This is a genomic window from Mycobacterium persicum, assembly GCF_002086915.1.
Taxonomy (GTDB): domain Bacteria; phylum Actinomycetota; class Actinomycetes; order Mycobacteriales; family Mycobacteriaceae; genus Mycobacterium; species Mycobacterium persicum.
The window spans coordinates 4601575-4623114 of sequence record NZ_MWQA01000001.1; the positions used below are offsets into that span (position 1 = coordinate 4601575).

Here is a 21540-nt window from a genome sequence, read left to right on the forward strand (position 1 = left end):
CAGGGGAGTGCGGCGCCAGTGATTTGGGGCTCTCGGCGACGTACGCGTGGTCGTTGGGGGCGCTCCGGCCCGATGGCTCGCGGCTTGAGTGCGCTGAGTCGAGCCGTCGCGGTGGCGTGGCGCCGATCGTTGCAACTGCGCGTCGTCGCGCTGACGCTCGGACTCTCGCTGGCCGTGATCCTGGCGCTTGGCTTCGTGCTGACCAGCCAGGTCACCAACCGGGTGCTCGACATCAAGCTCAAGGCCGCGATCGACCAGACCGAGCGGGCGCGAAACACCGTCAGCGGCATCGTCAACGGCGAAGAGACCCGCTCGCTGGACAGCAGCCTGCAGCTCGCGCGCAACACCCTGACCTCGAAAACCGATCCCGCCTCCGGTACCAGCCAGGCCGGTGCGTTCGATGCGGTGCTGATGGTCCCGGGTGACGGGCCGCGCGCCGCCTCCACGGCCGGGCCCGTCGACCAGGTGCCCGCCGCGTTGCGGGGCTTCGTCAAGGCCGGCCAGGCCGCGTATCAGTACGCCACCGTGCACACCGACGGCTTCTCCGGGCCGGCGCTCATCGTCGGTACGCCGACGTCGTCGCGGGTGGCCAACCTGGAGCTGTACCTGATCTTCCCGTTGGCCAACGAGCAGGCCACCATCGCGCTGGTGCGCGGCACCATGGCAACGGGCAGCCTGGTGCTGCTGGTTCTGCTGTCCGGCATCGCGCTGCTGGTGTCGCGCCAAGTCGTGGTGCCGGTCCGTTCGGCTTCGCGGATCGCCGAACGGTTCGCCGAGGGGCATCTGTCCGAGCGCATGCCGGTGCGCGGCGAAGACGACATGGCGCGATTGGCGGTGTCGTTCAATGACATGGCCGAGAGTCTGTCCCGACAGATCACCCAACTCGAGGAGTTCGGCAACCTGCAGCGCCGCTTCACCTCCGACGTCAGCCACGAACTGCGCACCCCGCTGACCACGGTGCGCATGGCGGCCGACTTGATCTACGACCACAGCGCCGACCTGGACCCGACGCTGCGGCGCTCCACGGAGCTGATGGTCAGCGAGTTGGACCGGTTCGAGTCACTGCTCAACGACCTGCTGGAGATCTCCCGGCACGACGCGGGGGTGGCGGAGCTGTCGGTGGAGGCAGTCGATCTGCGCACCACCGTCAAGAGTGCTCTGGGCAATGTGGGGCACCTGGCCGAGGAGACCGGTATCGAGTTGCTCGTGGAGTTGCCGGCCCATGAAGTGATCGCCGAGGTCGACGCCCGCCGGGTAGAACGGATACTGCGCAATCTGATCGCCAACGCCATCGACCACGCCGAGCACAAGCCGGTGCGGATCCGGATGGCCGCCGACGAGGACACGGTGGCGGTCACGGTGCGCGACTACGGGGTGGGGCTGCGGCCCGGTGAGGAGAAACTGGTGTTCAGCCGATTCTGGCGCGCCGATCCCTCGCGGGTGCGGCGCTCCGGCGGCACCGGGCTGGGTCTGGCGATCAGCATCGAGGACGCGCGACTGCACCAAGGCCGGCTGGAAGCCTGGGGGGAACCCGGCCAGGGCTCCTGCTTCCGGCTGACGCTTCCGCTGGTGCGCGGGCACAAGGTGACCACCAGCCCGTTGCCCATGAAGCCGATCCCGCAACCCGTCCCACAGCCGAACGCGCCAGAACAGAAAGATCGTCAGCACCAGCGCGAACCCGCGGAGTGGAGCGGCTGATGCAGCGGATCCGGGCGATCCGGGCCAGCACGGCCCTGTTGTTCGTGGCCGCGCTGCTCGGCGGCTGCGCGAGTGTGCCCAGTTCGTCGGCGCCGCAAGCCATCGGCACCGTCGAGCGTCCGGCGCCGTCGAACCTGCCCAAGCCGACCCCGGGCATGGATCCAGACGTGCTGCTGCGCGAATTTCTCAAGGCCACCGCCGACCCGGCCAACCGGCATCTGGCAGCACGTCAGTTCCTTACCCAGTCGGCATCCAACGCCTGGGACGATGCCGGCAGCGCCTTGCTGATCGACCACGTGGTATTCGTCGAAACCCGTGGCGCAGAACGGGTTTCGGCGACCATGCGGGCAGATATCCTGGGTTCGCTCTCCGACATCGGGGTCTTCGAGACGGCCGAGGGTCAGCTGCCGGATCCAGGCCCGATCGAATTGGTCAAGACGTCCGGTGGCTGGCGCATCGACCGGCTGCCCAACGGGGTTTTCCTGGACTGGCAGCAGTTCCAGGCGACCTACAAGCGCAACACCTTGTACTTCGCCGACCCGACCGGCAAGACCGTGGTTCCCGATCCGCGCTACGTCGCGGTGTCCGATCACGACCAGCTGGCCACCGAGTTGGTGTCCAAGCTGCTGTCGGGGCCGCGTCCGGAGATGGCCCACACGGTGCGCAACCTGCTGGCTCCGCCGCTGCGGCTGCGCGGTCCGGTAACCCGTGCCGACGGCGGCAAGAGCGGCATCGGCAAGGGGTACGGCGGGGCGCGCATCGACCTGGAGAAGCTGTCCACCACCGATCCGCACAGCAGGCAATTGCTTGCCGCCCAGATCATTTGGACGTTGGCCAGAGCCGACATCAGAGGGCCGTACGTGATCAACGCCGACGGCGCCCCGCTCGACGACAGGTTCGCGGAGGGATGGAACACCTCCGACGTCGCCGCCACCGACCCGGGGGTGGCCGATGGCGCCGGCGCGGGCCTGCACGCCCTGGTGGGCGGTTCACTGGTGGCGCTGGACGGACAGCGGATCATTACCGTGCCCGGTGCCTTCGGGCGGATGGGCGACCAGACCGGGGCAGCACTGTCCCGCAGTGGCCGGCAGGTGGCGTCGGTGGTGACGCTGCGGCGTGGCGCCCCCGATGTGGCGGCCTCCTTGTGGATCGGTGACCTCGGCGGCGAGGCGGTCCAGTCGGCCGACGGCCACAATCTTTCGCGGCCCAGCTGGTCGCTGGACGACGCGGTGTGGGTGGTCGTCGACACCAACATCGTGCTGCGGGCGATCCAGGAAACCGCGTCGGGACAACCGGCGCGGATACCGGTGGACTCCACCGCGGTGTCCAGTCGCTTTCCGGGCGCGATCACCGACCTGCAGCTCTCGCGCGACGGAACGCGGGCCGCGATGGTGATCGACGGGCAGGTGATCCTCGCCGGTGTCGAGCAGACCCAGGCTGGTCAGTTCGCCCTGACCTATCCGCGGCGGCTGGGTTTCGGGCTGGGTACCTCGGTGGTGTCGCTGTCCTGGCGAACCGGCGACGACATCGTGGTGACCCGCAATGATGCGACGCACCCGGTTTCGTATGTGAACCTCGACGGGGTCAACTCCGACGCCCCGGCCAGGGGTTTGCAGATACCGCTGTTCGCCATCGCCGCCAATCCCTCGACGGTGTACGTTGCCGCTCCGCAAGGGGTGCTGATGTATTCGGCGTCGGCCGCCGACGGTCAGCAGGGCTGGGCGGAAGTTGCGGGCCTGATGGTGGCGGGGGCGGCGCCGGTATTGCCGGGATGAGCGCTGGGCTGGGCTGATCTCACCGGCTACCCTCGCAGTGAGGAGGCGCTTGTCGATGTCGCCCAGAGTTCCTTTCCTGCGTTGGGACGATCCGTTCCGCGCCCTCGACATGCTGGCCTCGTTGTGGTCGTCGACCGGGTTGCCGTCGGTGAGCGCGGGAGCCGCCCAAGCGGTTGCCATGCCATACCGCACCTTGTTCATGACGCTGCAGCAGCTGCTCGTCGACAAGGAAGTCACGGTGCGCATCGGCGGCGACGATGTGGTGCTGACCGTGACCGAGCTGGACGCCGAGCTCGACCCGCAGGGGTTGCCCGTCGGTCAGCTCGGCGAGGTCCGCGTCGCCGCACGCGACATCAGGTGGGATCAGCACCACCTCCAAACCGCGGTCGCCGTCCTGCGCAACGTGCACATCCGTCCGGGCGTGCCCCCGCTGGTGGTCGCGGCTCCGGCCCGGTTGTCGTCGGTGCTGTCGGCGGACATCTTCGACGATGTGCTGCGGCAGGTGGCACCGCAGCTGCGCAGTGAACTCCGCGGGGACGGGACCGCCCGGCTGCGCTGGGCACGCCGGCCCGGTTGGGGCGGGGGGGAAGTGGACGCCGACGTGGTGGGCACGACGTTGTGGCTGCGCCCGCGCGCCGTGATCACCGGGCACCGCCGGTGGCCCCTGCCGATCCGGGTCCCCGCGTACCAGGTGCCGCTGCCCGCGCTGCCGCATGGGCTGCTGCTGACCGACGTCGACCTTGGCCCGGACTCGCTGCACCTGTCCGCGCTGCTGCCGGAGTGGCGCATGGAGTTGCCGCTGCGTCATCTCGAGGATCTGATCACCCGATTGAGCCAGGGGGCGCTCAGCTTCACCTGGCCCTCGTTGCTGCGGGGCTCGGACTGACCGGCGGCAGAGTGGCTCGGTCGTTCCAAGTCGTTCCAGGTCGTTCCAGATCTGCCGAATTTGCCGAAACGGCATCCCGATACCGCGCACCGGCGACTCACCGCGGGATCGCGGGTGGCCGAGCGTGCTTGTGCTCGGCGCGGCGACGGACGTGAAAAGCGTTCCCCAAGTCACTGTTTGGGCAATTCTGGATCACGACGCGGCTGGTGCGCCGTATCGGTTCGGCAACCAATACGTCTTGATCTAGGCAAGGATTCGGCGCACCGATACGGTTCCTCATTGCCGCCGTTTTCGCGGGCGGCTTGGGCAGGAATGAACGGAGTTGGCGTTGCGGCTTGTGGATCGATGCTGCGTTGCGGTAGCTGCCGGCGCGGGGTTGTGTGGCGCCGCGCTTACGTTCAGTGCTGGTGCGCCGGCCGCTCCATTGCCGACCGGCGGTCCGACGTGCCTGGAGCAACTTGGCGCGCTTGGTTCCGCACCGCCCATGGCAGCAGCGCCGGTGGTGCTGCCCGGTCCGCCAGTAGCAGGCGCTGTGCCTCTGGCGCCCGTGGTGCCGGTGGTGCCGGCCGCGCCCGTGGTGCCGGCTGCGCCGGCCGCGCCCGTGGTGCCGGTGGTGCCGGCCGGCGTGGCCGCCGCACCAGCCGACGCTGCCCCGGGTGCCGCTCCGATCGTGAAGGCGGCCGGCACGGGTAAGGGTGCGCCGACGGATCCGGCTGCGCCGGCACCCGGACCGGTGGTGCTGCCCGGCCCGCCGGCGCCGGCGGCAGCGGCGCTACCCCAGGCGCCCATCACCGCTGTGCTGGCTGGGTCGTCGACACCGCTTCCGGCTTGCGCGGCGGGCCCCGCACCAGGGCCGGCTGCGCAGTAACGTCGGCGGCTGCCCGCACCGGCCCCGGATCACGGCATCACCGGGTCTACTTCCTTTTCGTCTGCCGCAACCCCTTCCTGGACGATGACGGGGTCGCCGACGTTGACCGTGTTGAAGTACCACTCGGCGTCGGTGGGGCTCAGGCTGATGCAGCCATGGCTCACATTCTCAACCCCCATTGACCGGATCGCCCACGGGGCCGAATGCACATAGAGGCCGCGGCTGGTGATCCGGACGGCGTAGTCCACCGGGAGCCGGTAACCGTCGGGGTCGTCGACGGGGATGCCGACCGAGCTCGAATCCATAATCACCGTGCGATCTTTGGAGATCACGTGGTAGGTGCCGACGGGCGTCTCGAACTCGGGCCTGCCCATCGAGGCCGGCAGCACACCTTCTTCTCCCCAGTGCGGCCGGTGGTGCGGCGTTGGTAGTGGCGGCGCCCCCGTTGCAGCCGGGACTCCGTCGATGCTCACGGTGAAGGTGTGCTTCGCGATGTCGGCAACGCCGACGACCGCCGGACCCGTTTCGAAGTTCGTGCGCAACCCGCCCACCGAGAGCGCCACGGTGCTGTGCGCCGGCCAGAATCGGTCGGGAACCCATTGCACAACGTTGTCGTCCAGCCACTCGAACGTGCCGGTACGGGCGGGCGCCGATCTGACGTCGATCGCGCGCTGCACCGCCTGCCGATCGGCGACGGGGTAGCCGAACGTGATCACCACCGGATGCGCCACCCCCACCACCGCGCCGCGCATCGGCAAGATGGCAGTGATGCCGACGTTGCCGCTGGCGCTGTTCACCGCCATCAGCGTTACGCCGGTTCGCCCGGCGAATACCGTCACGGTGATGCTGATGACCACCAGAAGAGACCGTATTGCCGCCAGAAGAGACCGTATTGCCGCCCGCATCGTTCTCGCCGGACACCTTTCGCATCGGTAATCAGTCGTTGTCGCTGGTCGATGGTATGGCCGCGTCGACGGCTGAATGTGACAGCGCGCCTTGGCATGTCGGTCAGGTTTTGGTTACAGGTAGGTCTCCACTCGGCACGGGTTGTCGGTCCCCGACGCCACACTGACAACGTGCTCGACCTAGTCCTGCCGCTGCAGTGCGGCGGCTGCGGTGCCCCGGCGACCCGGTGGTGCCCCGGCTGCTCCGCGGAGCTCGGTGTGGCGGCCGATCAACCGCACGTCGTGAACCCGCGGGTGGACCCCCGGGTCCCGGTGTTCGCGCTCGGGCGCTACGCCGGCGCCCGTCGTCAAGCGATCCTGGCCATGAAGGAACACGGTCGCCGCGACCTTGTCGTACCGCTGGCGCGGGCACTGGCCGTCGGTATCCACCGCCTGCTGTCCTGGGGGGTTGTCGATGCCCCGCTGACCCTGGTGCCCGCGCCCACTCGTAGTTCGGCGGCGCGTCGGCGCGGGGGCGACCCGGTGACCCGCATCGCCGCCGCGGCGGTGGCCGGCCATCCCGGGATCACGGTCGTCCGGGCGTTACGACTCAAAGGGCTGGTCCGCGACTCGGTCGGTTTGGGCACGTCGGCGCGCGAGCGCAACATCGCCGGCCGAGTGCTGCTGCGCGGCCGGCGCCTGTGCGCCGAAGTCGTGATCGTCGACGATGTCGTCACCACCGGGGCGACGGCGCGGGAGTCGGTCCAGGCCCTGCAGGCCGCCGGGGTCCGGGTGGCCGCTGTGTTGGCAATCGCGGCGGCATGACGAGCTTTAGCCGGTCTCCTATCCCCCCCGAAACGTCCGGCATAAGAACTCGGCAAAAGGCTGGCCGATTCGCTGGCACCGCGGGGTGAACACAGGCTAACGTCGAGATCAGATTCAGACTTACCGGCAAGGCTTACGGTCGCGATACCCAGGTTTCCCAGGTCCAAGACAGGTCCAAGCACTAACCGCGGTAGGAGGTGAGTAATCGGCACCTTGCTCCGGCGGGCAGCATGCGGCGGTGACTTCACGAAATCCGCTCCAACCCCCGTCGGCGCGTAACCGAAGGCCCGGCACGCAGGGCGCGTGCGACGTGAAAAGAGAAACGAGTTGTCACGAATGTCAAGGCTCACCGTGGATTCCGACCAGATTGTGGATCAGCCGCCGGCCGAAACCGATGAACAGGCGGAACCGCAAGCGACCGCCGAGATTGTGTTCAAAGGCCGCAATGTCGAGATTCCCGACCACTTCCGCATCTACGTTTCGCAGAAGCTCGCTCGTTTGGAACGTTTCGACCGGACCATCTACCTGTTCGACGTCGAACTCGACCATGAACGCAACCGTCGCCAACGCAAATCCTGTCAGCGAGTGGAGGTCACCGCTCGCGGTCGGGGACCCGTCGTCCGCGGCGAGGCCTGCGCCGACAGCTTCTATGCCGCCCTCGAGTCCGCCGTCGGCAAGCTGGAAAACCGGCTGCGCCGCAGCAAAGACCGCCGCAAAGTCCACTACGGCGACAAGACGCCCGTGTCGCTGGCCGAGGCCACCGCGGCGGCCCCGCCACCGGAAAGGGCCTTCGACGCGGAGCCGGCCGAGCCACACGAGCATGACGGCGCCGAACTTGACCACGAACCGGGACGCATCGTCCGCGTCAAGGAACACCCGGCCAAGCCGATGTCGGTGGACGACGCGCTCTACGAGATGGAGCTTGTCGGACACGACTTCTTCTTGTTCTTCGACAAGGAGACCGAGCGGCCCACCGTCGTCTACCGCCGGCACGCCTACGACTATGGCTTGATCCGGCTGGCTTGATCAGGCTGGCTCGAGGATCGGCGGCTAATACCACGGCGTCACCTACGATGGGAGTCGCCTGATCGAAGAAGACTCCTACCCATAAGGGATATAGCTGTGCTGTCGAAGTTGCTGCGCCTTGGTGAAGGTCGCATGGTCAAGCGCCTCAGGAAGGTGGCCGACTACGTCAACACGTTGTCGGACGACGTCGAAAAGCTCACCGACGCCGAGCTGAGAGCCAAGACCGACGAGTTCAAGCGGCGCCTGGCCGACGAGAAAAACCCGGAAACCCTCGACGACCTGCTACCTGAAGCGTTCGCCGTCGCGCGCGAGGCAGCTTGGCGGGTGCTCGACCAGCGACCGTTCGACGTCCAGGTGATGGGTGCGGCCGCCCTGCACATGGGCTACGTCGCGGAGATGAAGACCGGTGAGGGTAAGACCCTGACCTGTGTGCTGCCCGCCTACCTCAACGCGCTGGCGGGCAAGGGCGTGCACATCGTGACCGTCAACGACTACCTGGCCAAACGCGACAGCGAGTGGATGGGTCGGGTGCACCGTTTCCTGGGCCTCGACGTCGGCGTCATCCTCGCCCAGATGACCCCCGACCAGCGTCGGGTGGCCTACAACGCCGACATCACCTACGGCACCAACAACGAGTTCGGCTTCGACTACCTGCGTGACAACATGGCGCACTCGCTCGACGACCTGGTGCAGCGCGGGCATAACTTCGCCATCGTCGACGAGGTCGACTCGATCCTGATCGACGAGGCCCGCACCCCGCTGATCATCTCCGGTCCCGCCGACGGCGCCTCCAACTGGTACGTCGAGTTCGCCCGGCTGGCGCCGCTGATGGAAAAGGACGTTCACTACGAAGTCGACCTGCGCAAACGCACTGTCGGTGTGCACGAGAAGGGCGTGGAGTTCGTCGAAGACCAGCTCGGGATCGACAACCTCTACGAGGCCGCCAACTCGCCGCTGGTCAGCTATCTCAACAATGCGCTGAAGGCTAAGGAGCTGTTCAACCGCGACAAGGACTACATCGTGCGCGACGGCGAGGTGCTCATCGTCGACGAGTTCACCGGCCGCGTGCTCTACGGACGCCGCTACAACGAGGGCATGCACCAGGCCATCGAGGCCAAGGAACACGTCGAGATCAAGGCCGAGAACCAGACGCTGGCCACCATCACGCTGCAGAACTACTTCCGGCTCTACGACAAGCTCGCCGGCATGACCGGCACCGCCCAGACCGAGGCGGCCGAGCTGCACGAGATCTACAAGCTCGGCGTGGCCAGCATCCCGACCAACAAGCCGATGATCCGCACCGACTGCTCCGACCTCATCTACAAGACCGAGGAAGCCAAGTACGTCGCGGTGGTCGACGACGTCGCGGAGCGGTACGAGAAGGGCCAACCGGTGTTGATCGGCACCACCAGCGTGGAGCGCTCGGAGTACCTGTCGCGGCAATTCACCAAGCGACGCATCCCGCACAACGTCCTCAACGCCAAGTACCACGAACAGGAGGCGGGCATCGTCGCCGTCGCGGGCCGCCGCGGCGGCATCACCGTCGCCACCAACATGGCCGGCCGTGGCACCGACATCGTGCTGGGCGGCAACGTCGACTTTCTCACCGACCAGCGGCTGCGCGAGCGCGGCCTGGACCCGGTGGAGACCCCCGACGAGTACGAGGCCGCCTGGCACGAGGAATTGCCCAAGGTCAAGAAGGAGGCCGGCAAGGAAGCCGCCGAAGTGATCGAGGCCGGCGGTCTGTATGTGCTGGGTACCGAACGCCACGAGTCGCGACGCATCGACAACCAGTTGCGCGGTCGTTCCGGGCGGCAGGGCGACCCGGGCGAGTCACGCTTCTACCTGTCGCTGGGCGACGAGCTGATGCGCCGGTTCAACGGCGCGGCCCTGGAAGCCTTGTTGACGAGGCTCAACCTGCCCGACGACGTGCCGATCGAGGCCAAAATGGTCACCCGGGCCATCAAGAGCGCCCAGACCCAGGTCGAGCAACAGAACTTCGAGATCAGAAAGAACGTCCTCAAGTACGACGAGGTGATGAACCAGCAGCGCAAGGTGGTCTACGCCGAGCGGCGCCGGATCCTCGAAGGCGAGAACCTCAAAGAGCAGGCGACGGATATGGTCCGCGACGTGATCACCGCCTACGTCAACGGCGCCACCGCCGAAGGCTACGCCGAGGATTGGGACTTGGATGCGCTGTGGACGGCACTCAAGACGCTGTACCCGGTGGGGATCGATCACGAGTCGCTGACCCACCATGACGCCGACTCCGAGCGTGACGACCTCACCCGCGAGGAGTTGCTCGAAGCGCTGCTGGCCGATGCCGAACGTGCTTACGCCGCAAGGGAAGCCGAGCTCGAGGAACTTGCCGGTGAGGGCGCGATGCGCCAACTGGAGCGCAACGTGCTGCTCAACGTGATCGACCGCAAGTGGCGCGAGCACCTCTACGAGATGGACTACCTCAAGGAGGGCATCGGGCTGCGGGCGATGGCCCAGCGCGACCCGTTGGTGGAGTACCAGCGCGAGGGCTACGACATGTTCATGGCCATGCTCGAAGGCATGAAAGAGGAATCGGTCGGGTTCCTGTTCAACGTCACGGTGGAGGCGGTCCCGGCGCCGCAGGTCGAGGTCGCACCGATCGAACAACCAGAAGACCTGGCGGAGTTCGCCACCGCGGCGGCGGCTGCCGCCCAGCAGCGTGGCAGTGGCGCAGCGGTGCCCGAGGAGGCTCCAAGTAAGTTGCGCGCCAAGGGTATTGAGGATGAATCACCCGCGCTGACGTATTCCGGCCCGTCCGAGGACGGCTCGGCGCAGGTGCAGCGCAACGGGGGCGGCGCGCAGAAGACGCCGGCCGGGGTGCCGGCCGGCGCCAGCCGGCGGGAACGGCGCGAAGCCGCGCGCCGCCAAGGTCGCGGCCCCAAGCCGCCGAAATCGGTGAAGAAGCGCTAGCCGGCCAGCGCGCTTTTCAGGAAGCCCAGCTGGTCGGCCAGCGCCCGCCGCTGCCAACGACCTTCGTAGACGTCGAAGTGATCGACCGGGTACTCGCGCAGTTGTGCCAGCGGTCCGGCTTTCTTGGCGGTGCGCCGGGCCGCGGCGGCGGGTGCGACCCGGTCGTTGGTACCCAGCTGCACCAGGATCGGTGACCGCAGCCGCCGCGCGAAACCGGTGGCCCGGTTGAATCCGATCTCCAGCGCTGTACGCGCACACACCTCGTTTCGCCAGGTCGGTCCGGCCATCGAGGTGTATGCCTCCGTGGCGCCGGGGGTGCTGATGATCGCGACCGATCCGGGTCGGGCCACCACCGGAATCCGGTGCGGCGCACGGTTGGTGAGGGCACGGGTGCCGTCACGCAAGCCGTGCGCGGCGGTGCGCGCCAGTTGAGCCGGGCCGGCGTAACGGACGAGCTGCACCAGGGCGGCCAGTCCGTCGGTGGCCGGGGTCATCGACACCGCTGCGGCGATGCGGGGGTCCTGCGCGGCGACCGCGACGACGTGGCCCCCGGAATACGACGTGCCCCACACCGCGATCCTGGCCGGGTCCACGCCGGGCAGCTGCCGGGCGGCCGCGATCGCCGCGTGGTAGTCCTGGCGTTGCCGCCGGAACGAAACATGTTGGCGGGGAGTGCCTTCCGAGTCACCGAAGCCGCGATAGTCGAACACCAGCGCGTCGATGCCGGCGTCGGCGAATGCCTCGGCGTAGTCGAGCAGGCCGGTGTCGCGGGTGCCGGCGAAACCGTGCGCCATGACGATGGCGGGCCGGCCGGCCGGGCCTGTCATCGTGTGCGAGCGGGCCGGAATATGCCAGGCAGCACAGCTGATGCCGTGGCTGGGGAAGGTGAGGTTCTTCATGTCGTGCTGCCCGATCACGAAGCAAGCCGGGCGGCCTGGTGGACGGAGAACTCGAGGGCCGGATCGGTCACCGGACCCCGGCGCAGCCGCTCGACATCCTTCTCGTAGGCCATCTGGACCGTCCAGGGACCGCTGGTGCCGCCGCGCGGGAAGTTCGCGATCGCACGTTGGACGTAACCCGAACTCATGTCCAGCAGCGGCACCCGCTGCATGTCAGGATCGCGCAGCACCGGTTCGACGGTGTGGTAGCCGTGCGCGTCCATGTGGTCGAGCAGTCGGCAGAAGTGCTCGCAGACCAGGTCCACCTTCAGCGTCCAGGAGATGTTGGTGTAGCCGAGTGCGAACACGAGGTTGGGCACCCCGCTGAGCATCATCGATTTGTAGACCGTGGTGTCGGGCAGGTTCACCGGTTGACCGTCGACGTCGAGGTGCACCTTCCCGAACGGCAGCATGTTGAGGCCGGTCGCGGTGACGATGATGTCTGCGGCCAACTCCTGACCCGATTCCAGCAGGATGCCGGTCTCGGTGAACCGGTCGATCCGGTCGGTGACCACCGAAGCCTGCCCGGCCGAGATCGCCTTGAACAGGTCGCCGTCCGGCACCATGCACAGCCGCTGATCCCACGGGTTGTAGCGCGGGCTGAAGTGGGTGTCGACGTCGAAGTTCTTGGGCAGTTGCCGTCGCGGTGGGCCCCACCCAACCCGGAATCACCGGCTTTCGCCGGTCGCACGCCGCCGCGTTGGTCATCCAGCGGTTGCTCAGCGGCCACCCCGGTGGCGAGCGCATCGCGTTCCACCGTGATCTCGAAGTCACCGCGTTGGCTGCCCAAAACCAGGACCAGGCAGCCGAATTCGTCGCCACCACGCTGGGCCCGCTCGCGGCGGACACCCCCGGTGCGGCTCGGTTGCGTGAGACCTTGCGGGTGTTCCTCGACGAAGCCGAGAACGCGCCGCGCGCCGGCATTCGTCTGCATACTCACCGCAATACGGTTCTGCAGCGGGTCGCGCGCGCGACCGAACTGCTCGGCCACCATCCCGGCGAGCGCCGGCTCGCCGTCGAACTCGCTCTCGAACTCGCCCACCACATCGGCCCGCGGGTACTGGCCAGGCCCTGATCGCGGTGAATGTCAGGTTGGATGTGGCCCGTGAGGCGGGCGCGCTGCCGCTCGCGAAGCACTGCCGCAGATCATGGCGCTGTTGAATCGCTAATCCGCAGCAGTGAAACTCGATCCGGGACAGCGGGTTGCGTTCGAACGGCGGTGGGCAACAGGTTCACCCGCAACTTGCCCCGATCGTGTTACGAATAGTGGGGTTCACTGAGAAATAATTCGGACCAGTCATCTGCGAATCCGGAGGTTAGCGATCGGCCAGTGGCTGGCAGCCTCCGCGAGCGAGACAGCGGACTCAGGAGGCGCCGGACACTCGGCAGAGATGTGACTCGACGCCGCGCGGCTGGGCCGTTGTGTGACCCAGCCGCTCACCGAGGAGGACGACATGGCGGAGCCCCTACTTCTGGACGAATTTCTGCCCACGTTCGACCACGTCGTCTCCGTCTCCCAGGTGCTCCGAGCCCCTCCCGAGAAGGTGTTCGAGGCCGCCACGAACCTGGACTTGTACCGGCTCCCGCTGGTGCATCTGCTGATCGCGGCCCGCGGCCTGCCCGCGCGGCTCGCCGATGCCCGTGCCCGGCGCCGCGGCGAGTCCGTGGCGGCGGAACCGCCGACGTTTCGGGTGCGGGACCTTCCAGCGCGCGGATGGATCCTGCTGGGTGAGTGGCCCGGCACCGAGCTGGTTCTCGGAACCGTCACCAAGCCGTGGCAGCCCCTCGGCGGTGAGCCCGAACGGCCGGTGACCGCGGACAGTTTCGCCGGTTTTGCCGAGCCCGGCTTCGCCAAACTTGCCGAGACCACCCGGGTGACTCCCTTTGGCGCCCAGGCGTGCATCCTCACCCTGGAGACCAGGGTGGTGTCGACCGACGAGGCCAGCCGGCGCCGGTTCCAGCGTTACTGGAGGGCAACCGGCCCGTTCATCGGGTTGATCCGGCCCGCCGTGATGCGTGCTCTGGACCGGCAGCTGGGGCGTTCGCCCTCGCCGAGCCCGGGGTGATCGGGTATCCGCTGCGGCGGAACCGCGGCTGCCTGCGGCCCTGGCCGAATTGAGGCACCCGCCTCATGCGCGGGCGCGGCCGCGGCGCGGACTATCCAGGTATGAACACATCGCTCACCCCCTTGGACGCCGCCGCGGCCGTCCTGCACGACCCGGTCCTGCCTGCCGGCGACGACGAACGATTCGTCGGGTTCGGTGTGATGGGCCTCCCGTTCACCAGCGGGCACTACCTTGCCTTGCGGCACTTTCCGGTGACGTCGTTTTCACCCGGCTACCGGTCGGTGTGGCACCGCGATCCGCAAGGCAGGTGGACGTTTTATGCGACGACGCCGGGTCCCCAGAGCTGCGCCCGCTACTTCAGCTCGGTGACCCGCAATGACGCGGTCCAGTGCGAGATCGACGTCGCGTGGGTCACGCCGTGGTCACTGGCCGTCGTGATTCCGGGATTGCTCGAGTGGCATATCGACATCGGCACCACCGTGGCGACGCGGCTGATGAGCACCGTCGGGGAGCGACTGCCGGCCGGAGTGTGGACCAACCGTGCGGCTCTGAGTGTGCTGGGCCAGGCTGCGGGGGCGCTGCTGCGGGCCGGGCAGGTCCGGCTCGCCGGGACCGCGCCGAACGGCCAGCGGTTCATGATTGCCCCCGCGCGGGTTTGGGCGGTGGCACAGTCGCGCGCCGTCTTGCGCGGCGTGGACCTCGGACCGGTGGGACCGCTGCGGCGTCAGCTGCGGCTCGCCGGTTTCCGGCCCCCGCAGCGGGGTCTGTTCGTCGTGGGCTCAGGGCATTTCGAAACGTTCGACCCGGGACGCCATGATGCGGTCAACGGCACCGTCCCGATCCGGTGACCAGTGCACAATGAGTCCATGACATCGCGGGCGTCGCAACCAGAACGTCCGAGACAGTCGGATGCGGAACTGCCGACCCGTGCGGAGCTGCTGGCGGCGTTGTCGGTCGCGATCGATCTCGGCTTGGGCCAGCCGGCCGAACACATGCTGCGGTCCGCGCTGATTGCGACCAGACTGGCCGATCGACTCGGGCTCAGCAGGCAGCAGCGGGATTCCACCTACTACGCGACCCTGATCATGTGGATCGGGTGCCACGCCGACTCGCATGAGTACGCACGGTGGTTCGGCGACGACATCGCCGTCCGCCACGACTCCTATCTGGTCGACTGGTCGGGGTTGCCGTATCTGCGTTTCCTGACCGGCAACGTGGGCCGCGGTCAGCCGCTGGTGCACCGGCTCAGCACCATGGCGACCCTCTTCATCAACGCGCGCGGCCACATATCCCAGTTGATCCACTCGCATTGCACATCTGCGGCTCTGCTGGCGGATCGAATCGGCCTGGATCCCACCGTGCAAGCCGCGGTAGCGTTCACGTTCGAACGCTACGACGGCGGAGGTTTGCCCACGGGTGTCTGCGGCGACGCCATCCCGATCCAGATGCGCGTCGCCCAGCTCGCCGACATGGTGGAGGTTCACCACCGCGCCTACGGTGTCGAGGGTGCCGTCGCCATGGCTCGCCGCAGGCGGGGCGGGCAATTCGATCCCGAGGTGGTCGACACGTTTGTCGACCATGCAGACGCGATCCTGGCCGGCCCGCCCACCGGTGATGCGTGGGCGGCGGCCCTGCGAGCCTCGCCAGATCACCAGCAGCCGCTGGACGACCAGTCCCTGGACGCGCTGCTCGTCGCACTGGGCGACTTCGTCGACTTGAAATGCCCATTCACGCTGGGACATTCGCGAACGGTGGCCCGGCTGGCGGGTGACGCCGCAATTGCCGCCGGGCTCGATGCGGACGCGGCGGTGCTGACCCGGCGTGCGGGCCACGTTCACGATCTGGGCCGCATCGGAGTTTCCAATCAGATCTGGTCCAAACAGGGTCCGCTGAGCGCGACGGAGTTCGAGCGAGTCCGGTTGCATCCGTACTTCACGGTGCGGATCCTCAACCAGGTTCCCGGGCTCCGGAAATTGGCCGAGGTCGCCGGCAATCACCACGAACGCATCGACGGCTCGGGATACCCGCGTGGGCTGGCCGAATCAGCGCTGAGCCTGCCGGACCGCGTTCTGGCAGCAGCGGTCAGCTACCAATGCGCTTGTGAGCCAAGGCCATATCGGGAACAGCTGACACCGGAGTCGGCAACCCGGCGGCTGCGGCGACAGGTGCAAGCCGGCGAGCTCGACGCCGTCGCCGTCGAGGCAGTGCTGCACGCCGCGGGACACCGTGCCGACCGGTCGAGTCTGCGCCCGCACGGGCTCACGCCCCGGGAGGTCGAAGTGCTCTGCCTGGTCGCCCGTGGCGCGTCGAACAAAGAGATCGCCGCGGCCCTGGTGATCAGCGAAAAAACCGCCCGCAACCACGTGGAGCGGACCTACGCCAAGATCGGGGTGACCAACCGCATCGGAGCCAGCATGTATGCGCTGCGGAATGGCCTAGTCAATAATGACTAGGGCCCCCTCAACGAACTTGAGGCAATAGACCTATAGGCGAAACCGCCTGTGCCGCGGACACTTAACCCATGAAGCGATCCCTGATCATCGGCTACGGCGCCGCCAGCTACCTGCTATTTGTGGTGGCTTTCTTGTATGCGATCGGTTTCGTCGGCAACTTCGTAATGCCACGCACCGTCGACCACGCGATCACCGCATCGATCGGCCAGGCCGTCGCGGTCAATGTGGTGCTGCTGGGTGTATTCGCCGTCCAGCACAGCGTGATGGCACGGCCGGCGTTCAAGCGGTGGTGGACGCGATTCGTGCCGCAGCCGATTGAGCGCAGCACCTACGTGTTGCTGTCGAGTGCCGTGCTGCTGTTGCTCTACTGGCAGTGGCGAACGATGCCCGCGGTCATCTGGGACGTGCGGCAGCCGGCCGCCCGGGTGGCGTTGTGGGCAGTGTTCTGGCTCGGGTGGGGGATCGTTTTCGCGTCGACGTTCATGATCAACCACTTCGACCTGGTTGGCCTTCGGCAGGTGTATTTGGCTTGGCGCGCAAAGCCATACACCGAGGTCGGCTTCCGCGCCCGGCTGCTCTACCGGGTGGTCCGTCACCCACTCATGCTCGGTTTCATCATCGCCTTCTGGGCGGCGCCCACCATGACAGCGGGCCATCTGCTTTTCTCGATCGCTACCACGGGCTACATCCTGATCGCGCTGCAGATGGAAGAGGGCGACCTGACGGCGGCGTTGGGTGACCGGTACCAGAGCTACCGACGCGCGGTGCCCATGTTGATTCCGCGGCATCGTCGGCTATCGACCAAAACGGCTGCCCAGCAGTAGCTTTGGCGCGGTATGACAACCATCCTGCCCGCCTCGGTTCTAGAGGCGCTGGTGCGGGTATTCCCGCGGGCCGCGGAAAAACGGTGCCGGGTCCAGGCCACCGGCCGCAGGGGATCGGCGGGGATGATTTCGCTGGCCTTCTCGAGCATGGCGACCCACTGGGCACCGAGCCACGGCACACCTCGATCCGGCATAGATCGGCACCGGCTAGGGCACGGTGGGCGGGTTTGGGGCTAGGTGGAGCGAGCGGAACTGGGGTGGTGAGCCACTCGAAGGGGCGGCATTGGCCGGGTGGCCGGGTTCGGTAAGTTCGGACGACTCGGTGTCGGTGTTGTGGTAGCGGGGCGATGAACGCGAACGCCATCCTTGTCGACTCCCTCGGTTAGACGGCCTGCATCCGGCGCCAAGATCTACGCCTTTTCGCTCATGCTTTTCACGTCGATATTTGATCAGCTGTGACAGGTTCTTGAATGTTGCGGTCGGGTGTGGCGGATCGCTGGGCGGCGCCGTCAACGAGAGGAGTGCACAGGCGGGATGGCAGCAGCAGAAGCCGGTGGCCGCGAGGACACGTGTTATGGGCTGGCTGATCCGGAGCGGTTTGTCGATTCGAGTTCCGCGGGGAGTTTTCGCCTCAACTCGCCGCCACGTTGCGAAGCGACTACGTGCGGAACGGATCAACCTTGGCCGGCGAAGGTCAGGGTCGCCGCGCGGCAGCGAAGGGTGATCGATTCTCCAGTGGACGTCACCGCCGTCAGGATTTCGGGAGGGCCGCGTTTCGGTTGGCGAAGGGCCTTGATCGATCACCTGAACGACAACGTGTTTGCGCGACACGGCACGAGCCCACGAGGATGAATGCGACGGTGGTGAGTCCATGCAACTGAAATCGATCTCATCAAATAGTAATGTCCAGATTGAAATTCAACGGGCTCTTGGCTGCCCAGCCGAAACCAGTTCAAATAGCCCTTCGCGGTCTAATAATTCAAATCAGGTCGAAGAAGCCGAGGTGAGCGCAAGCGATTTCGCACCGGCTTCATACGTCGCTGCTTCAGACCACGACGACGGTCGATCGACGTTCGGTACACAACGGTCGTATGCAGAGTACTTGCAGCTCGAGAAGCTGTTGTCTGCTCAGCGACTGATCTCTGATGATCCCACTGAGATGCTATTTATCGTCCAACATCAAACCGCGGAGCTGTGGATGAAATTGCTTCTCCATGAACTCAAACTAGCGACCACGGCAATCTGTGCCGACATGTTGCAAGAGGCCTCTCGAAAGCTGACTCGAGTAAAGCTGATCATTCAACAGCTCGTATATTCCTGGGATCTTATCTCAACGATAAGACCAATCGAGTTCTCGGCGATTCGAAAATCACTCGGTACGGCCTCAGGAATGCATTCGTACCTATTTTGCGCTATCCAGTATCGCCTTGGAAACAAGGACCCGAAAATAATGGAACAATATCAAGACGGCAGGGCGATACATCACGAAGTCGCAGACGCCTACGTAGCACCTTCGTTGTATGCTGGAGTTATCGATCTGCTGGCGCAAAGAGGCTTTACCATTTCTCCATCGGTCTTATCGCGCGATCAGAAATTACCAACCTGCTGCGACACATCAGTTGAGGCAGCGTGGTTAACCATCAACCAGAACCCGAACCACTACGGAGATCTATTCGATCTCGGAGAAACGCTGGTTGATATCGAAGATGCAATGCGGCAATGGTCCTTTCGTCATCTGACCACAGCCGAGCGCATTATTGGCCGCAAAAAGGGAACAGGAGGCACTTCAGGCGTCGCATACCTTCGCAAGAAACTCGATGTCGTGCTCTTTCCGGAGCTGTGGCACCTTCGAACTGCAATGTAGAACTTCCAGCATTACCGGGTTGATCTTTGGCGTCGCAACCAATCCCAAAATACTATTGGGAGCAGCAATACAATCCGACGATTCAGATTCCTGACGCCGCCGAGCATTATGCTCGGTGGGCCCGGTGGGCGGATCTGACTCGCGCCGCTCTGCCCCATGCGCGAGAGTTTAAATACGGGCGACACCCACGTGAGATGATGGACCTCTTTAGAGCGCCGTGTCCGCGTGGCGTCTTTATGTTCCTGCACGGCGGATATTGGCGGTCCTTCTCCAAGAACGAATTCTCCTGGGTCGCTGATGCGCTTGTCGCCAGTGGATTCTCTGTTGCGGTGCTCAATTATCCGCTATGCCCTCAAGTGAGCATCGAAGACATTTCGTGCAGTTGCCGACGAGCGGTCGTTTTTTTATGGCGGATTCTGGGTGACGCGGAACGAGCGAACTTTGTTATTTGCGGGCATTCTGCAGGTGCTTACCTCGTCGCTACGGCATTGACGACGGATTGGGCGTACCACGGGCTGCCGTCGGATCCCTTCCGAGGCGCGCTCGCAATATCAGGAATTTATGATCTCACGCCCATCGTCCACACCAGTATGAGTGCGGACATCAAATTGACGATGGAAAGCGCGCGGCTCTGGAGCATCGCTGTGCAACGACCGATGGTGACTGCACCGTTCTTACTGGCGGTTGGCGGCGACGAAACCGGCGAGTTTCATCGCCAGAGCATCAACCAGGCGGCCGCGTGGCGGCAGTTGACCCGTCCGCCATACGTCATCCCAGGTCGGAATCACTTTTCGGTGGTGGAGGATCTGCGGTGCCGCGAAACACGGCTATTCGAGCTCGCAGTTTCAATCCTCGACTAAAACCGTCAGGACGTACTGTTAGTATTTAGTTAAGGTAACTCTGAAAGTCAACAATTTCCTTTATCAATCTTCGGGCCAGTACCCCGACGCAAACATAAACAGCCCCCAGCTGAATGCCGCACCGTGGCGCTCTCCATTCCAGGGAAATTCGTACTCTTCGTGAGAGGGGAGAAGTTTGTCGAACAGGGTTCACTTGAGGCCATCCGTCAAGGGACCAAACTGTTTCGTGAACTCATCGATGTCCATGCTCCACGGGAGCAACTCGGTTGGCGAATCGACCCGGGATGAATCGCTCCTCGTGTGCCAGTACCGCGCCGACTCAAGCATTCCTTCTTCACTGGCGGTCGCGGTGAAGTCAAATCCAGGCCACACTACGCTGTTGTATCCCAGTGATTTCGAGGACAGGCCTCCCAGGCCCAGCAGCTGCTTCATGCTTTCGAAACGAGAGCCTTCGTCGCCAAGAGCTTCGGATACCCGCTCATGTATGCGTTGTGCGTCCGCTACGGAAAGCCCATGTTCGGCTAGCTTGTTTTCCAGCAGCTTCGCATTTTTGTTGACCATTCGTATCTTCATTGTCATGAGCAGGTGCACCTCGAAGTCGAGTATCTCAGAAACCAAAGATGTATTCATTGCTTATTCCTTCATTTGCCGAGGTAAGGCAAGAATTGGGTAAGGTAGCCCTTGAACACAGCAACCGAATCGTCAGGACGTACCGTTAGTGCTTCCCGAGACCTTTCTTCACCGGTATCGAGCTGGAGAGCTCGGCGTGTCGAGTTCAAACCGAAACTGTCACGACCGGGATGCCGGCGGTTAGCCAGCGTTTGCGAACTTCATTGACGTGATTGGTGGGGGCGGAAAGCAATAGGCCGAATGCCGCTGGCGGATCAGCTTCGTCACGGTAGTAATCCCGATAGAACGGTATTGACTTGGCAAACCAAGGAAAAATGTCGGGTTGTTCAACCAGCAGCAAGTGCGCATCGGTGATGTCAGTAAGGTACCCGGGAGCCGGTGGCTTACCCTCAGCTGTATTGATCATGTTGTCCAAGTCGCGCATAAAGTCATCGAATGCAGCCGCGTTGCGCCCGAACCACGGCGGGAAGTGCCACACTTCGGCGAAGGTGTTGAAGAGCGCATCGAGCGTTTTGACGTGCGATCCGTCGACTGTTCGGAGTTCGACACCGTCCGGAGGTGCCAAAGCCGATGCAGTCGCGGTGTGCACACCGACGCATGCCCCGTGGCCGGCGGCCCCTAAGACGAATTCGTCTAAATTCACAGTTCGTGTTCCTCGCTAACGAATCCGATGAAATGTGCCGTAATGGTCAGTGGTGTACCACGCGGATCCGTCACTTCCGGTGACTATTCGCTCACCGTCGCGGTCCTGGTCGGGCACCCTTGGGTTGACATGCCCTCACCCACCATGCCACCACCGAACTGCTGCACCGACAAACCGCCATGATGCCCAAACGCCGGGGCACCCGCGCCCACCGCATCGCCACCGAACGCCGCCACAACCGCGCCACCCGCCTAAACCAGCGCGCCGAGTCCGCCGAAAATCCCGGACCCGCCCCACCCGACGACGAACCCCCACCCTTCTGACGCGGGACTACCTCGAAGGCCGAGACTC

General features: G+C 65.4%; 18 protein-coding genes and 3 pseudogenes. 15 read left to right on the forward strand and 6 right to left on the reverse strand.

Going from position 1 to position 21540, the window contains the following annotated elements; genetic code table 11:
* Positions 1-18 precede the first annotated feature (18 nt).
* The 4 genes from mtrB to B4U45_RS29540 all read left to right on the forward strand — a co-directional run bounded on the left by mtrB (position 19) and on the right by B4U45_RS29540 (position 5227).
* Positions 19-1698, forward strand: coding sequence for an MtrAB system histidine kinase MtrB (gene mtrB / locus B4U45_RS21005; protein ID WP_075547794.1), 1680 nt, complete (start codon positions 19-21; stop codon positions 1696-1698).
* A complete protein-coding gene (gene lpqB, locus B4U45_RS21010; RefSeq protein ID WP_075547874.1) occupies positions 1698-3473 on the forward strand; it encodes an MtrAB system accessory lipoprotein LpqB in 1776 nt (591 codons plus the stop codon). Before mtrB ends, lpqB begins: the two co-directional genes overlap by 1 nt.
* A 55-nt stretch (positions 3474-3528) precedes the next feature.
* Entirely contained in the window at positions 3529-4359 is an 831-nt protein-coding gene (locus tag B4U45_RS21015; RefSeq protein WP_219859502.1) for a DUF2993 domain-containing protein, read from the forward strand.
* Between the two features lie 532 nt (positions 4360-4891).
* Positions 4892-5227, forward strand: a complete 336-nt coding sequence (locus B4U45_RS29540) for a hypothetical protein (RefSeq protein WP_244899430.1) — start codon at positions 4892-4894, stop codon at positions 5225-5227.
* A 29-nt stretch (positions 5228-5256) separates the two neighbouring features.
* Here B4U45_RS29540 and B4U45_RS21025 read toward each other — a convergent pair whose 3' ends face one another.
* Positions 5257-6132: a L,D-transpeptidase gene (locus tag B4U45_RS21025; RefSeq protein ID WP_075547797.1), complete on the reverse strand. Its 876-nt coding sequence runs from the start codon at positions 6130-6132 to the stop codon at positions 5257-5259.
* A 171-nt stretch (positions 6133-6303) separates the two neighbouring features.
* Here B4U45_RS21025 and B4U45_RS21030 point away from each other — a divergent pair, with 171 nt between their 5' ends.
* From B4U45_RS21030 to secA, 3 genes are all read left to right on the forward strand, one after another.
* Positions 6304-6936 carry a ComF family protein gene (locus tag B4U45_RS21030; protein ID WP_075547798.1) on the forward strand — a complete coding sequence of 211 codons (633 nt, stop codon included), beginning with the start codon at positions 6304-6306 and terminating at the stop codon, positions 6934-6936.
* Positions 6937-7272: 336 nt separating this feature from the next.
* Positions 7273-7962 carry a ribosome hibernation-promoting factor, HPF/YfiA family gene (gene hpf / locus B4U45_RS21035; protein WP_075547799.1) on the forward strand — a complete coding sequence of 230 codons (690 nt, stop codon included), beginning with the start codon at positions 7273-7275 and terminating at the stop codon, positions 7960-7962.
* Between the two features lie 96 nt (positions 7963-8058).
* Positions 8059-10911: a preprotein translocase subunit SecA gene (gene secA / locus B4U45_RS21040; RefSeq protein WP_075547800.1), complete on the forward strand. Its 2853-nt coding sequence runs from the start codon at positions 8059-8061 to the stop codon at positions 10909-10911.
* On the opposite strand, the gene B4U45_RS21045 is transcribed toward secA, so the two are convergent.
* Entirely contained in the window at positions 10908-11810 is a 903-nt protein-coding gene (locus B4U45_RS21045) for an alpha/beta hydrolase (protein ID WP_075547875.1), read from the reverse strand. The genes secA and B4U45_RS21045 overlap by 4 nt on opposite strands.
* Positions 11811-11824: 14 nt before the next feature.
* Positions 11825-12493 (reverse strand): annotated as a pseudogene (locus B4U45_RS21050) (NAD(P)/FAD-dependent oxidoreductase); the annotation flags it as partial.
* Between B4U45_RS21050 and B4U45_RS21055 the strand changes: the two are divergent.
* The 7 genes and pseudogenes from B4U45_RS21055 to B4U45_RS21085 all read left to right on the forward strand — a co-directional run.
* Positions 12484-12924: pseudogene (locus B4U45_RS21055) on the forward strand (PucR family transcriptional regulator); the annotation flags it as partial. The pseudogenes B4U45_RS21050 and B4U45_RS21055 overlap by 10 nt on opposite strands.
* Before the next feature lie 379 nt (positions 12925-13303).
* Positions 13304-13915: a hypothetical protein gene (locus tag B4U45_RS21060; protein ID WP_131808316.1), complete on the forward strand. Its 612-nt coding sequence runs from the start codon at positions 13304-13306 to the stop codon at positions 13913-13915.
* Positions 13916-14016: 101 nt separating this feature from the next.
* Positions 14017-14763 (forward strand): hypothetical protein, encoded by a 747-nt coding sequence (locus tag B4U45_RS21065; RefSeq protein WP_075547876.1) that lies wholly within the window; start codon positions 14017-14019, stop codon positions 14761-14763.
* 18 nt (positions 14764-14781) lie between these two features.
* On the forward strand, positions 14782-16368 hold the full coding sequence (locus B4U45_RS21070; protein WP_075547802.1) for an HD domain-containing phosphohydrolase: 1587 nt from the start codon (positions 14782-14784) through the stop codon (positions 16366-16368).
* A gap of 68 nt (positions 16369-16436) precedes the next feature.
* The gene (gene mddA, locus B4U45_RS21075; RefSeq protein ID WP_075547803.1) at positions 16437-17192 is read left to right on the forward strand and encodes a methanethiol S-methyltransferase; all 756 of its coding nucleotides are present in this window, start codon (positions 16437-16439) and stop codon (positions 17190-17192) included.
* Between the two features lie 871 nt (positions 17193-18063).
* The gene (locus tag B4U45_RS21080; RefSeq protein WP_082275485.1) at positions 18064-19056 is read left to right on the forward strand and encodes a tryptophan 2,3-dioxygenase; all 993 of its coding nucleotides are present in this window, start codon (positions 18064-18066) and stop codon (positions 19054-19056) included.
* Between the two features lie 236 nt (positions 19057-19292).
* Positions 19293-19916 (forward strand): alpha/beta hydrolase, encoded by a 624-nt coding sequence (locus B4U45_RS21085; RefSeq protein WP_158006356.1) that lies wholly within the window; start codon positions 19293-19295, stop codon positions 19914-19916.
* Positions 19917-20105: 189 nt separating this feature from the next.
* On the opposite strand, the gene B4U45_RS21090 is transcribed toward B4U45_RS21085, so the two are convergent.
* From B4U45_RS21090 to B4U45_RS21100, 3 genes and pseudogenes are all read right to left on the reverse strand, one after another.
* Positions 20106-20546, reverse strand: coding sequence for a hypothetical protein (locus tag B4U45_RS21090; protein ID WP_241780271.1), 441 nt, complete (start codon positions 20544-20546; stop codon positions 20106-20108).
* Between the two features lie 145 nt (positions 20547-20691).
* Complete coding sequence (locus B4U45_RS21095; RefSeq protein WP_075547806.1) at positions 20692-21189, reverse strand: barstar family protein; 498 nt, start codon at positions 21187-21189, stop codon at positions 20692-20694.
* A 15-nt stretch (positions 21190-21204) separates the two neighbouring features.
* Positions 21205-21318: pseudogene (locus B4U45_RS21100) on the reverse strand (ribonuclease domain-containing protein); the annotation flags it as partial.
* Between the two features lie 53 nt (positions 21319-21371).
* Between B4U45_RS21100 and B4U45_RS21105 the strand changes: the two are divergent.
* Entirely contained in the window at positions 21372-21512 is a 141-nt protein-coding gene (locus tag B4U45_RS21105) for a hypothetical protein (RefSeq protein ID WP_219859583.1), read from the forward strand.
* The last annotated feature ends 28 nt before the right edge of the window (positions 21513-21540 follow it).